The following is a 13,400-nucleotide window of genomic DNA, read 5'->3' as shown; positions in this document are numbered from 1 at the left end:
CCTTCCTGAACCCGCCGTACGGTGGGACGCAACACCAGCACACATAGGAGATTCCCAGTGGCCGAGCTGTTCTACGACGACGACGCCGACCTGTCCATCATCCAGGGCCGCAAGGTCGCGGTCATCGGTTACGGCAGCCAGGGCCACGCCCACGCGCTGTCGCTCCGTGACTCGGGTGTCGACGTCCGCGTCGGTCTGCACGAGGGCTCCAAGTCCAAGGCCAAGGCCGAGGAGCAGGGCCTGCGCGTCGTCACCCCCTCGGAGGCGGCGGCCGAGGCCGACGTCATCATGATCCTGGTCCCGGACCCGATCCAGGCCCAGGTCTACGAGGAGTCCATCAAGGACAACCTCAAGGACGGCGACGCGCTGTTCTTCGGCCACGGCCTGAACGTCCGCTTCGGCTTCATCAAGGCCCCCGAGGGCGTCGACGTCTGCATGGTCGCCCCGAAGGGCCCGGGCCACCTGGTCCGCCGCCAGTACGAGGAGGGCCGCGGCGTCCCGTGTATCGCGGCCGTCGAGCAGGACGCCACCGGCAACGGCTTCCCGCTGGCGCTCTCGTACGCCAAGGGCATCGGCGGCACGCGTGCGGGCGTCATCAAGACGACCTTCACCGAGGAGACCGAGACCGACCTGTTCGGCGAGCAGGCCGTGCTCTGCGGCGGCACCGCCGCGCTGGTCAAGGCGGGCTTCGAGACGCTGACCGAGGCGGGCTACCAGCCGGAGATCGCGTACTTCGAGTGCCTCCACGAGCTGAAGCTGATCGTGGACCTCATGTACGAGGGCGGCCTGGAGAAGATGCGCTGGTCCGTCTCCGAGACCGCGGAGTGGGGCGACTACATCACCGGCCCGCGGATCATCACGGACGCCACCAAGGCCGAGATGAAGAAGGTCCTGGCGGAGATCCAGGACGGCACGTTCGCCAAGCAGTGGATGGACGAGTACCACGGCGGTCTGAAGAAGTACAACGAGTACAAGACCCAGGACGAGAACCACCTCCTGGAGACCACGGGCAAGGAGCTGCGCAAGCTCATGTCTTGGGTCAACGACGAGGAGTAGGGGTGCCCGGGTCCGGGGCTGATGCCTCGGGGCTCCGCCCCGGACCCCGCTCCTCGGACGCCGGAGGGGCTGTTTCGGATTCCCCGCCGGTGCGCAGCCGGCGGAGCTGAATCCTGTGCCCCTCCGCGTTGTCCACCGCGTCCATCCACGGACGGGTGATCCTTCCGCGGAGGCGTAAGAAGATCTGCTTCCCGCCACTACACTTCTGTTCAACATTCGCGTCGGGCCCACAGCGTCGTGCGTCTTCCACGCGGCTAAGCGACTCCGCCTGCGGCCGTCGGGACGGCCGTCCGCAATGGACTTGTGAGGACTCACGTGAGCACTGCTGCCACCGGCAAACCCGTCGTACTCATCGCTGAAGAGCTGTCGCCCGCGACCGTCGACGCCCTGGGCCCGGACTTCGAGATCCGCCAGTGCAACGGCGCGGACCGCGCCGCGCTGCTGCCCGCGATCGCCGACGTCGACGCGATCCTGGTCCGCTCCGCGACCAAGGTCGACGCCGAGGCCATCGCCGCCGCCAAGAAGCTGAAGGTCGTCGCCCGCGCGGGCGTGGGCCTGGACAACGTCGACGTGTCCGCCGCCACCAAGGCCGGCGTGATGGTCGTCAACGCCCCGACGTCGAACATCGTCACCGCCGCCGAGCTGGCCTGCGGCCTGCTCCTGGCCACCGCGCGCAACATCCCGCAGGCCAACACCGCCCTGAAGAACGGCGAGTGGAAGCGCTCCAAGTACACCGGTGTCGAGCTCGCCGAGAAGACCCTCGGCGTCGTCGGCCTCGGCCGCATCGGCGCCCTCGTCGCCCAGCGCATGAGCGCCTTCGGCATGAAGGTCGTGGCCTACGACCCGTACGTGCAGCCCGCCCGCGCCGCCCAGATGGGCGTGAAGGTCCTCTCCCTCGACGAGCTGCTCGAGGTCGCGGACTTCATCACGGTCCACCTGCCCAAGACCCCCGAGACCCTCGGTCTCATCGGCGACGACGCGCTGCACAAGGTCAAGCCGACCGTCCGCATCGTGAACGCCGCGCGCGGCGGCATCGTCGACGAGGAGGCGCTGCACTCCGCCCTCAAGGAGGGCCGCGTCGCCGGCGCGGGCCTCGACGTGTACGCGAAGGAGCCCTGCACGGACTCCCCGCTCTTCCAGTTCGACCAGGTCGTCTGCACCCCGCACCTCGGCGCCTCCACCGACGAGGCGCAGGAGAAGGCGGGCATCGCCGTCGCCAAGTCGGTGCGCCTCGCCCTCGCCGGTGAGCTCGTGCCGGACGCGGTCAACGTCCAGGGCGGCGTCATCGCCGAGGACGTCCGTCCCGGTCTGCCGCTCGCCGAGAAGCTCGGCCGCATCTTCACCGCCCTCGCGGGCGAGGTCGCGGCCCGCCTCGACGTCGAGGTGTACGGCGAGATCACCCAGCACGACGTGAAGGTGCTCGAACTCTCCGCGCTGAAGGGCGTGTTCGAGGACGTCGTCGACGAGACCGTGAGCTATGTGAACGCGCCGCTGTTCGCGCAGGAGCGCGGCGTCGAGGTCCGCCTCACCACCAGCTCCGAGTCGCCGGACCACCGCAACGTGGTCACCGTGCGCGGCACGCTCGCCGACGGCGAGGAGATCGCGGTCTCCGGCACGCTGGCCGGGCCCAAGCACCTCCAGAAGATCGTCTCCATCGGTGAGTACGACGTGGACCTGGCGCTCGCCGACCACATGGTCGTCCTGCGGTACGCCGACCGTCCGGGCGTCGTCGGCACCGTCGGCCGCGTCCTCGGCGAGGCGGGCATCAACATCGCCGGCATGCAGGTCGCCCGCGCCGACGTGGGCGGCGAGGCGCTGGCCGTCCTGACCGTCGACGACACGGTGCCGCAGCCGGTCCTGAACGAGCTGGCCGAGGAGATCGGCGCGGAGTCCGCTCGCGCGGTGAACCTCACGGACTAGGGCTCCGGAGCCTTGGGCGGGGTAGGTCACCGGCTTCGCCGAGTTCGTCCTCAAACGCCGGACGGGCTTCATTACGTACACGCCGGACGGGCTTCATTACGTACACGCCGGGCGGGCTTGAAGACGTACACGCCGGGCGGGCTTCATTACGTACACGTCGGGCGGGCTTCATTACGTACACGCCGGACGGGCTTCATTACGTACACGCCGGGCGGGCTTGAAGACGTACACGCCGAGCGGGCTGAACACGCGAGCGCCGGGCGGGCTGGGTATCCAGTCCGTCCGGCGCTCGCGTGTGCGGGTCCCTTACGCCAGGGCGCGCTCGGCATCGGGCGTTTCGGGCGCCTCCGCCGCCTCGGGGCTCTCCTCCCGGACCCGCACCCTCCGCAGCGTCGCCGACGCCAGGGCCGCCGCCGCGAGCAGGACCACCATGCCCGTCAGTGCCGCGACGTGCATGCCGTCGGTGAAGGCGGTGCGGGACGCGGTCAGCAGGGCGTCCGCCGCGTGGGCCGGCAGCTGCTGGGCGACCGCCACCGCGCCGCCCAGCGTCTCGTGGGCCTCGGCGGGAGCCGCGTCGGGGATGCGGCTCTGGTACACCGCGTTGCCGATGGAGCCGAGCAGCGCCATGCCCATCGCCCCGCCGAACTCCTGGCCGGTCTCCAGGAGTGAGGACGCCGTGCCCGCCTTCTCCGCGGGGGCCGCGCCGAGCGCCAGGTCGGTCAGCTGGGAGCCGATGATCACCGCACCGCAGGCGAGGACGCCCGCGCCGGCCAGCACCAGCCACAGCGAGTCGGTTCCGGTGAGGGCGAGCAGGCCGAAACCGGCGGCGGAGAGGACGAAGCCGGTGGCGACGACGTGGGCACGGTTCATGCCGCGCTGAACGAGCGCCGTGGCGACCGGCGCGGCCGCACCGATGAGGACCGAGGGGAGCAGCGCCCACAGCGCGGCCTCCATCGCGCTGTTGCCGAGCACCGACTGCAGGTACTGGGTGGTGAAGTAGGCCGAACCCATCATCGCCAGCGAGGAGATGAGGTTCAGGGAGACGGCGGAGCCGAAGGTGCGGCCGTGGCCGCGGAAGAGGTCCGGCGAGATCATCGGCGAGCGTGCGGTGCGCTGGCGGTGCACGAAGAGGGCGGCGAAGACGAGTCCGACGGCGACGGACGCGACGTACGAGATCTCGACGCCCTCGACCGGCATCTCCTTGAGCCCCCAGACCACCGGCAGCACGGCGGCCATCGAGAGCGGCACGCTCAGCAGGTCGAACCGGCCGGGCTTCGGATCCTTGGACTCCGGGATGAGGACGGGCGCGAGGACCAGGAGCAGGACCATCGCGGGCAGGTTGACCAGGAAGACCGAGCCCCACCAGAAGTGGGCGACGAGCACGCCGCACAGCACCGAGCCGAGCGCGATGCCGGCGACCATCACGCCCTGCCACATGCCGATCGCCTTGGCGCGCTGCGCGGGGTCGCGGAAGAGGGTACGCACCAGGGCCAGCGTGGACGGCATCAGGGTCGCGCCGCCGATGCCGAGGACCGCGCGGGCGGCGATCAGGGTCTCGGCGCTGTCGGCGTAGGCGGCCACGAGTGAGGCGGTCCCGAAGGCCGCGGCGCCGAACATGAGGAGCTTGCGGCGGCCGATGCGGTCGCCGAGCGAGCCCATCGTCATCAGCAGTCCGGCGAGCACGAAGGCGTAGATGTCGAAGATCCACAGCTGTTGGGTGCCGCTGGGCCGCAGGTCGGCATTGATCTCCGGGACGGCGAAGTAGAGGACGGACACGTCCATCGAGACCAGGAGCAGCGGAAGCATCAGGACGGCGAGGGCGGTCCATTCCTTGCGGGTGGCGCGCGGGTTCGTCTGCATGACAGGGACTGTACGGACGTCTTAAACGGTTGTCTAGTACGAGCGTATAAATCAGTCGTGTAAGACGTCGGTACTAGGGTGGGCGGCATGGGACACCGCGAAGATCTGCTCGAGGGCGCGAAGCGCTGCCTGCTGGAGAAGGGGTTCGTGCGCACCACGGCCCGCGACATCGTGAAGGAGTCCGGGACGAACCTCGGCTCCATCGGGTACCACTACGGGTCGAAGGACGCGCTGCTCGCGCAGGCGTTCATCGCGCTGGTCGAGCCGATGGGCGACGACTACGAGAAGACGCGGGCCGCGCGGGAGGCGGCGGGGGCGGACGCGGGTGTGGCGGCCGGCGCCGAGGAGGCGGGCGGCCTGGAGCGGTTCCGGGATGTCTGGGCCGACATCATCCGCTCGGTCCCCGAGTCCCGCCCCATCTGGATGATGACGCTGGAGGTCGTCACCCAGGGCGAACGCCTGGCGGGCATCCGCAAGTTGCTGATCGAGGCGCAGAAGGAGGGCCGGAGCGGGCTCACGGCCATGTTCACCGGCATCGAGGAGAGCAAGCTCCCCGCGGACATGGTGGACACGGAGGGTCGCCTTTACACGACGCTCCTCAATGGCCTGATGGTCCAGTGGCTCTTCGACCCGGACTCGGCGACGACGGCGGATCAGTTGACCGAGGGCCTGCGGCGGGTGATGGAGCGGGGTGAGCGGGGCGGGTCCCGTCCCGAGGCCGACGGGCGGTAGGAGGCCGTCTTCGGCACATGCGGCGGGTGCGGCTCACAGAAGACGCGTCAGGGCCGCCTCCGACGGGCTCCCGTCCTTCGCCTGATAGACGATGATCACCTGGTCCTCGGCGCCGCCGACGGTCAACGCCTGCCTGCGCAGGGCGAGTTGGCCGACCACCGGGTGTGCGAAGCGCTTGAGTTCGTCGCGGGCGGGCCGCGTCTCGTGTCTGGCCCACAGCCGGCGGAACTCCTCGTCCGCTTCGAGCCCGGCGACCAGGCGGGCGGTCCTTGGGTCCGTCAGGTCGGCCTCGGCGCGCAGGGCCGCCGCGGTCTGCGCCGCGACCTCCGCCCAGTCGGGGAAGAGCCGGCGGGACGCGGGGTCGAGGAAGACCGCCTCGGCCAGGTTGCGTCCGGGCTCGTACATGGGGGCGAGCGCGCGGGCCCGCTTGTTCGCCGCCAGCACGTCGAAGCGCCGGTCGCGCACGTACGCGGGGCGGTCCGCCCATGCGTCGAGCAGCCGCTGTACGTCCGGGGAGACGTCGGTCCGCGACGGCGGTACGGCGGCGGGGCCGGCCAGGGCGAGCAGGTGTGCCGAGGCGTCGGCGTCCAGCTCCAGCGCCCGCGCGAGGGAGCGGAGCACCTGGGGGGAGGGGTGCCGGTCGACGCCCTGTTCGAGCCGGACCAGGTACGGCTCGCTGATTCCGGCGAGCCGGGCCAACTCCTCCCGGCGCAGCCCCGCGACCCGGCGTCGTCCGCCGGCGGGCAGCGCCGCGTCTCCCGGAGCGACCCGTCCGCGCCGGGCCTTGAGGAACTCTCCCAGCAGGTTGTCGGCCGCCATGGTGCGAGGGTAACCCCGCGGGGGTGCTGGCTGCCGGTGCGCGTACGGCGCAGGCTCGATGACATGAAGATCTGGTTCATCACCGGCGCGTCCCGCGGCTTCGGCCGTGTCTGGGCCGAAGCCGCTCTCGACCGTGGCGACCGTGTCGTCGCCACCGCCCGCGACCCGAAGACCCTGCGGCCTCTTGTGGAGGCCTACGGGGACGACGTCCTCCCGCTCGGTCTCGACGTGACCGACCGCACCGCCGTGACCTCCGCGGTGCGGCGGGCCGCCGAGGTCTTCGGCCGTCTCGACGTGGTCGTCAACAACGCGGGTCACGGCCTCTTCGGCATGGTCGAAGAGGCCACCGAGGAACAGGCTCGCGCCCAGCTCGACACCAACCTGTTCGGCCCGCTGTGGGTGACGCAGGCGGCCCTGCCGTACCTGCGGGCCCAGGGCAGCGGTCACCTCCTGCAGATCTCCAGCCTCGGTGGCCTCGCCGGCTTCCCCACGCTCGGGCTGTACAACGCCTCCAAGTGGGCCCTGGAGGGGATGAGCGAGGCCCTGGCCCAGGAGGTCGCCCCGTTCGGGATCAACGTCACCCTGGTCGAACCCGGCCCGTACGGCACCGACTGGTCGGGCTCCTCCGCGGTGCACACCGAGCCGCTCCCCGCCTACGAGCCCGTCCGCGCCGCGCGCCGGGCCGGGGCGTCCGCCCGCACGCCGCAGGACGCGCGAGCCACCGCCCCGGTCCTCCTGGAACTCGTCGACACCGACGAGCCGCCCCTGCGGCTCTTCCTCGGCACGTACCCCTATCCGGTGGTCGAGGCGGCCTATCAGAAGCGGCTCGACACCTGGAACGACTGGCGGCACCTCGCGTCCCGGGCGTGACCGTAACGGGACTTGGGGCGGTTACGACCAGTTGGTGCAGGTGACGGGGACGTAACCCTTCTTGTGGGTGCCGTACGGCATCGCGTACACCCACTTGTTGCTCGTCTTGCCGCACTTCTTGTACGTCTGGCCCTTGAACATGTAGCCGTCGTGGCAGAGGAAGCCCTTCTTGCCCTTGTTCCACTGGCCGACCGCGGTGGCGTTCGTCTTCGGGCTGGTGCGCAGCTTCACCGCTTCCTTGGCGACGACGTTGGACATGCCCCGGCTGCAGTCCGGCTTCGTCGCGGCGACGGCGGTGCCGCCGAAGGTGAGCGTGGAGCCGACGAGGGTGACGGCGGAGACGGCGATGGCGGGGGCCAACATCCTGAGTTTCATGGGGTGTTCGTTCTCCCGTGTGGCGGGGTGAATGTTCGGACGGGGAGACGGTACCCGCCGGTGATCATGGGGGCGGCCGCGGTTACGCAGGTGTGACCGACTGGGCGGGTGTTCGCGACGTCAGGCGCCGTCGTGGACGAAGTCGGCCAGGGCCGCGGCGACCGCCTCGGGCTGTTCGTCGGGGAGGAAGTGGCCGGCGTCGGGCACGACGACTCCCGTGGTGCGGGCGGCCCAGGGGCCGAGGGAGGCCGCCATGTCCGGGATGGAGCCGTGGCTGCCGGAGATGCCGAGGACGGGCACGGTCAGATGCCGCCGCCGCAGGACCTCGTGGTTCCTGCGGGCCGACTCGGCGGCCTCCCGGTAGTAGGCGAGGGAGGCGGACAGGCCTCCCTCGGCCGCGAGGGCCGCCGCGTAGTGGTCGATCTCGGCGTCGTCGAAGGTGTCGGGGGAGAGGGACTTCATCCGCAGGAACCAGGCCACGTACTCCCGTTCGCGGCCGGCGAGCAGCGCCTCGGGCAGGTCGGGCACCAAGTGGAAGGCGAAGTGCCAGGTCTTCCACGCGCGGTCCGGGTCGGTGGGGATCGCCTCGGGGAGGGTGATGCCAGGGATTCCGGCGTCAAGCAGGGCGACCCCGCGCGGTCCGTCTTCGCGCGGTCCGTCCTTGTGCCGCCCGTCCTCGCGCGGCCCGTCCTCGTGTGTGAGGGCGAGCGAGAACGCCACCCAGGCGCCGACGTCGTGGGCGGCCAGCCAGTAGGCCGACACCCCCAGGGCCCGGACGGCGGCGTGGACCTGCGCGGCGACCGTGTGCGTGTCGTAACCGCGCTCCGGCCGCTCGGAGTTGCCCTGGCCCGGCAGGTCGACCGCGATGACGTGGTACCGGTCGGCGAGGGCGGGCATGACCTTGCGCCAGGCCCACCAGGTCTGCGGGAATCCGGCGAGCAGGACGACGGCCGGGCCGCCCGGGCGGCCGCCTTCGACGGCGTGGAGGCGGACGCCGTCGGCGTCGACCCAGCGGTGCGTGAACCCCGCCAGGTGGTGCAGGGGCAGATCGGGGACAGGGTTGGTCACGAGGACCTCCGTCGGTGGTGGGGGCTCGGAGGCTCGGACGCTAACACATCTTGAACTGGTTGGTTCAAGATAGGATGGCGGGGCACGACGCGACAAGGACACCGACACATCGGCAAGGAAGTCCCACGTGGCAGGCAAGAAGCAGTTCGACATGGACACCGCGCTGGACGCCGCGATGATCCAGTTCTGGCGGGCGGGTTACGCCGACACCTCGCTGGACGACCTGTGCCGGGCGACCGGCCTGAACCGCAGCTCCATCTACTCCTCGCTCGGCGGCAAGGACACCCTCTTCCTGCGCTGCCTGGACCGCTACGCCGCGCGCTACGGCGAGAAGTACGACGCCGCCCTGTCGGACGCGGCCTCGGACCCCTCGGCGGCCGTCCGCGCCTTCCTCGACGTCACCCTCGCCCGCATCGCCGATCCCGCCCTGCCGGACGGATGCCTGATCGCCCAGTCGGCCATGGCCGTCCCGGTGCTGAGCGAGCCCGTCGCGGCCCGCGCCAAGGAGGCACTGGGCTTCCAGCGCGCCCGGCTGCGCGCCGCACTGAGGGCGGGCCGGCTGGCCGACCGCGACGCCGACGCCTTCGCCGAGCACGTGGCCGCCGTGAACCAGTCCCTCGCCGTCATGAGCAGAGCCGGCGCGAGCCCGGCACAGCTCCGGGCCGTCGTGGGCGTGACCGTCGACGCGCTGGCACGGGTATCAACGGTCGCGCCCGGGTAGCGCCGCCGTCGACCCGCTTCCACTCCCGGAGAGTCCTGAACCGCTGTAGGAAGCGCAATTTCGTGAGCACTGGCTCCTCCAGGGACATCGAAATCCGCGTGTTGCGAACAGTGGCGCTGCCGGTGGAGAGGGAGCAATCGATGGTTCTCCTTGCTCGGATAGGTAACAGTGAGTGAGGTGCCAATGGCTGCAGTGAGCACCAGATTCTCTAACCCGGATCGGCTCTGACGCTCGTGTCCACGTCGCTCTCGACTCGGCCGATCGGCGCGGCCACTACACTCCCAACTCCCTTGTCAGATGGGAGTCTGGTCATGAGCGCCTGGCGATGGTGGCCGTCGTTAGCACATATAACCCGGGCTTCATTCGCTACTAGGACGCCGAGGGCCGGATCGTCGGGGACGCCGGGCCGAAGGTGACTCGATCCCTGCCCGGCGTTCCCGGCCTGCGCATGTTCCATGACCAGTCGGACGTGGATGCTCCGCAACTAGATGTCAATGAGGTGGGTCGCCTGCGCGTCGAAGCTTTCGGTCTTCCGTGCTAGGACGAGTTGCGCGGCCATTCTGTATCTATCTTGCTGACGCTGAGGGGGTTCCTGTGGACATGCCGTCGTGGTTGCGCGACCGCACCCAGGAGGAGGTCAGTCGCGCCCGCCCGGCGGCTCGGGGCTAGAGGCTCCCCGTGCGCCCGGACAGTTGTGATTGAGCGCGCTACTCGGCCATTCGGAGCATGTGGTTTTGGCCATGCACCGGACGAGGTGCATGCGAGGATTCGGTGCACGCGTAAGTCTGCGATCCGCGTAAATTCCTGACACGCGGAGATTTTTCCGCGTAACGTATTCGGTGTCTGACCACCGTGACACCGAGGGAGGGTCGCATGTCCAACGCGCGTAAGACCGTCCGGTCCATGCCTGGCGTGAAGAAGTACTACGAGGCGATTCCGGTCTCGCGGTTGCGGGTCGACCGGGCGTACGACGCTCAGCGGATGTTCCAGTCCAAGTGGGCCGTCCAGCTGGCGAAGATCTGGGATCCCGAGGTCCTGATGCCCGCCATCGTGTCCCGTCGGCCGGACGGGGACTACCTCCTTGACGGCCAGCACTCCACCAAGGTCGCTCTGGACATTGAGGGGCCTGACTTCCTGCGGGATTGCATGGTCTATGAGGGACTCACCAAGCAACAGGAGGCGAAGCTGTTCCTGGCAGCGAACCGCGACCGCCGCGCGGTGAAGCCGTATGAGAACTTCACGGTGGCGGTGACCGCCAAGGAGGCTGAGGCGGTCACGATCGATGAGGACGTGAAGAGCTGCGGTCTGTACGTGTCGACCGGTACATCGAAGAACGGCATCTCGGCGATCCAGGCGCTCAAGGTGGTGCACCGGATGCGTACTCCCCAGGACGGCCTCCTGCGCAGGACGCTGAAGACGGTCCTCAACGCCTGGGGCTCGGACCCGACCAGCTGGGACGGCATGATGCTTCGCGCGGTCGCCATCGTGATCCACCGGAACTGGGAGACGATCGACCTGGACTCCCTGTCGCTGACCCTCAAGCAGGAGCCGGTCGGCCGGTGGAAGGACACGGCAATTCGTGACACGGTCAGCGGTGGCGGCTCGCAGTCCCGTTCGATTCCGCTCGCGAACAACATCGCGTACGAATACACAGTCGCGTTCGGCGAGCGGCACGGGCCGGCCTACGGTCCGCCGAAGCGACGGAAGGTGAAGGCCGCCGCGGTCGCGGCGTAGCGCGGTTCTCCAGCGGGCCCATGCCGACGCGGCAAATTGCAGCCGATGTGACCAGCGCGGTCTTCGGTGATCCACGCCACTCAAACTTCGGTGGTGGAGGCCAGACCTCCGCCATCCAGGCTCAGTCTCCGCCTGGTCCGCGGCTGAATCACTAGCTCTGCCGCACGACGCATTTGCCCGCGACTCCCCTGTCCAGTCTGAAAGCAATAGATACGTGAAAGTCCTTGGCATCGCTATTGCCGCCGGCGCCCTCCAGTACGGCGCCCTCCGCTCCGATCCCGCCATATCCCCCATCTCTGGCGCCCCTGAGCGTCTGGGCAAAGCGGACGGGCTGACGGGGACTGATCTCATCGCGGACACCTACAGTCGCATCAAGCAGGACATCCATGGCTTGTCGCCCGACCTCGTGATCGTTGTGGCCACCCGCAAGAACGCGCAGTGGACCTACCGGCAGGCCGCCGACCGCGCGTCCCTGGAAGCACTAGTCCAGCTTGCCTGTCACGAGGAAGGCATCCGCTGTGAGGAGTGGAAGACCGAGAGGATCGGCAAAATCATCGGCGTGCCGGCCACCGCGATCGACAGCGTCGACCTGGCGCATCTGGGTCTCTCAGCCCGCCCCAGGTATTGGGCCGGCCGCGGTGATGCCTTTGCGGCGGCCCTCGCCGGGCTGAACGAGTCAAACGCGTAGGCCGACCGGTAGCCCCGGCGTCACCCCGATCAACGGAGAGTGGAGCGGTGACCGAGCAGAAGCGACGCCTGATCCTGGACTACGAGTCCTTGCACAGCATGCCGCTGGGCGTCCACGAGGTGCACGTTTGGTGGGACCCTCACCTGGGGAACTGGCTTGTCGGCAAGTGCGTCGATCTTGCCGAGTTCCACGACGACGCGGATCTGATCGAGCCTCAGCTCATGGAGAGGATCAAGCATCGCAATATCGTCCCTGTACGGGCCGTGGCCAGGGTTCCCGGCTATCCGCAGCCGATGCGCGTGATCGAGATCCTCATGCCGTACTACGAGGCGGGAAGCATCACCGACGCCCTCGAGGATGGCCGGACATTCACGCCAACGAGGTCCCTCCAAATCATCCAGTCGGCGCTTCAGGGACTGCGGGAGATGCACGAGCACCACGGAATCCTGCACCGTGACATCAAGAGCCCCAACCTGTTCCTCACCGATGATGCCGACCTCGTCAAGATCGGCGACCTGGGCGTGGCTGGCCGGATGGATGCTTCTGGATCCACGCCGGCCATTCAAGTGGCGCACCTCTACTCACCCCCAGAGATCATGATTGGACCGCGCGTCACCGCAGCGTCAGACCTCTACTCCCTTGGCGTGGTCCTTGTGGAACTGCTGGCAGGGAAGTTCGACTACGCGTCCTACAGCCGCACCGACATCGTCGACGCGCTCCAGCAGGGCCTTCCGCCACTGCGTACCGAGGACCGCAAACTGCCGGCTTGGGTCTGCCGACGCCTTCGTCAGCTGGTAGCCAAGGTCACACACCCCGACCCGGCCCGGCGCTTCACGACCGCTCGCGAGATGAGCATGGCCCTGGCCGCAGTCAAGATCGCTGATTGGCAGCAAACCGAGCCCGGCACTTGGCAGACCCCCCATTTGTGGAAGGACGAGAGCTGGAGGGTCAACGCGGCTTCCGCCGACGGAGGGATCGAGCTAACCCTCCTGCGGCGCAAGCAAGCCTCGTGGCGGCGTGTAGGTACGTCGCAGGTAGCCAGCACGCTGCAGGACGGAAAGGCGCTGGCCTATTTCGAGGAAGCCAATAGGCGAGCCGTGAGCTGATCGACTGCCTGCGTCAGTACTTCATCGGCCTCGGCCGAGCATTTAATCGGTGCCACAGACTTAGACTCCTCGACAGCTTCCGGAGTCACAGTGAACCGCGCTAGGTGGCCGATACCTGCCGGTTCGAGAGCGCCGCCGCGTGCGAGTTGCCAGACCTCGCCTCGGACACGGCGGGCGTCGATGCCTTGCTCGGCGATCATCGGTGCCAGAAGTTGCCGCCACTCTTCGCGACCGGTTCCGACGGAGCAGGCCCAAAGCTGCTCAACCAGTACCTCCGCAGCCCAAGCGTGCCGCGGAAGCGAACGTTCAGGCAGGCGGGCGATGCACAGAGTCAACAATGCGCCCTGCGGACTCATCGCCTCCATGCCACCTCCCGGATCAGGCACTCGCTCACAGCTCACTATGCCGCCAGCGTGCCTGACCACGAGGTGCCGTGCAAGGGCGCGCGTAT

General features: G+C 69.0%; 13 protein-coding genes. 8 read left to right on the top strand and 5 right to left on the bottom strand.

Going from position 1 to position 13,400, the window contains the following annotated elements:
* The first annotated feature begins 57 nt into the window (after positions 1-57).
* On the top strand, positions 58-1,056 hold the full coding sequence (gene ilvC, locus ACFYO9_RS01135) for a ketol-acid reductoisomerase (protein WP_355811486.1): 999 nt from the start codon (positions 58-60) through the stop codon (positions 1,054-1,056).
* 315 nt (positions 1,057-1,371) lie between these two features.
* The gene (serA, locus tag ACFYO9_RS01130) at positions 1,372-2,976 is read left to right on the top strand and encodes a phosphoglycerate dehydrogenase (RefSeq protein ID WP_355811488.1); all 1,605 of its coding nucleotides are present in this window, start codon (positions 1,372-1,374) and stop codon (positions 2,974-2,976) included.
* A gap of 306 nt (positions 2,977-3,282) precedes the next feature.
* On the opposite strand, the gene ACFYO9_RS01125 is transcribed toward serA, so the two are convergent.
* Positions 3,283-4,836 (bottom strand): MFS transporter, encoded by a 1,554-nt coding sequence (locus ACFYO9_RS01125; RefSeq protein ID WP_355811490.1) that lies wholly within the window; start codon positions 4,834-4,836, stop codon positions 3,283-3,285.
* A gap of 87 nt (positions 4,837-4,923) precedes the next feature.
* Here ACFYO9_RS01125 and ACFYO9_RS01120 point away from each other — a divergent pair, with 87 nt between their 5' ends.
* Entirely contained in the window at positions 4,924-5,568 is a 645-nt protein-coding gene (locus ACFYO9_RS01120) for a TetR/AcrR family transcriptional regulator (RefSeq protein WP_355811493.1), read from the top strand.
* Between the two features lie 33 nt (positions 5,569-5,601).
* Here the strand turns inward: ACFYO9_RS01120 and ACFYO9_RS01115 are convergent, their stop codons facing one another.
* On the bottom strand, positions 5,602-6,387 hold the full coding sequence (locus ACFYO9_RS01115) for a helix-turn-helix transcriptional regulator (RefSeq protein WP_355811496.1): 786 nt from the start codon (positions 6,385-6,387) through the stop codon (positions 5,602-5,604).
* Between the two features lie 63 nt (positions 6,388-6,450).
* On the opposite strand from ACFYO9_RS01115, the gene ACFYO9_RS01110 reads away from it, so the two are divergent.
* Positions 6,451-7,257: an SDR family oxidoreductase gene (locus tag ACFYO9_RS01110; RefSeq protein ID WP_355811499.1), complete on the top strand. Its 807-nt coding sequence runs from the start codon at positions 6,451-6,453 to the stop codon at positions 7,255-7,257.
* A gap of 21 nt (positions 7,258-7,278) precedes the next feature.
* Here the strand turns inward: ACFYO9_RS01110 and ACFYO9_RS01105 are convergent, their stop codons facing one another.
* Both ACFYO9_RS01105 and ACFYO9_RS01100 read right to left on the bottom strand, forming a co-directional pair.
* On the bottom strand, positions 7,279-7,632 hold the full coding sequence (locus ACFYO9_RS01105; protein ID WP_355811502.1) for a hypothetical protein: 354 nt from the start codon (positions 7,630-7,632) through the stop codon (positions 7,279-7,281).
* Between the two features lie 120 nt (positions 7,633-7,752).
* Positions 7,753-8,700 carry an alpha/beta hydrolase gene (locus ACFYO9_RS01100; protein WP_358774040.1) on the bottom strand — a complete coding sequence of 316 codons (948 nt, stop codon included), beginning with the start codon at positions 8,698-8,700 and terminating at the stop codon, positions 7,753-7,755.
* Between the two features lie 127 nt (positions 8,701-8,827).
* Between ACFYO9_RS01100 and ACFYO9_RS01095 the strand changes: the two genes are divergently transcribed.
* From ACFYO9_RS01095 to ACFYO9_RS01080, 4 genes are all read left to right on the top strand, one after another.
* The gene (locus tag ACFYO9_RS01095; RefSeq protein ID WP_358774038.1) at positions 8,828-9,421 is read left to right on the top strand and encodes a TetR/AcrR family transcriptional regulator; all 594 of its coding nucleotides are present in this window, start codon (positions 8,828-8,830) and stop codon (positions 9,419-9,421) included.
* Positions 9,422-10,294: 873 nt separating this feature from the next.
* Positions 10,295-11,155: a DUF6551 family protein gene (locus ACFYO9_RS01090; RefSeq protein ID WP_358774037.1), complete on the top strand. Its 861-nt coding sequence runs from the start codon at positions 10,295-10,297 to the stop codon at positions 11,153-11,155.
* Between the two features lie 214 nt (positions 11,156-11,369).
* Entirely contained in the window at positions 11,370-11,843 is a 474-nt protein-coding gene (locus ACFYO9_RS01085; RefSeq protein ID WP_358774035.1) for a hypothetical protein, read from the top strand.
* 47 nt (positions 11,844-11,890) lie between these two features.
* Positions 11,891-12,949, top strand: coding sequence for a serine/threonine-protein kinase (locus ACFYO9_RS01080; protein ID WP_358774033.1), 1,059 nt, complete (start codon positions 11,891-11,893; stop codon positions 12,947-12,949).
* On the opposite strand, the gene ACFYO9_RS01075 is transcribed toward ACFYO9_RS01080, so the two are convergent.
* Entirely contained in the window at positions 12,913-13,314 is a 402-nt protein-coding gene (locus ACFYO9_RS01075; protein ID WP_358774031.1) for a hypothetical protein, read from the bottom strand. The genes ACFYO9_RS01080 and ACFYO9_RS01075 overlap by 37 nt on opposite strands.
* Between the last annotated feature and the right edge of the window lie 86 nt (positions 13,315-13,400).

This window comes from Streptomyces sp. NPDC005863 (genome assembly GCF_042871345.1).
Lineage (GTDB): Bacteria > Actinomycetota > Actinomycetes > Streptomycetales > Streptomycetaceae > Streptomyces.
The sequence above is the reverse complement of the archived record's forward strand: the minus strand, read 5'-3'. Positions and strand labels throughout refer to the sequence as shown.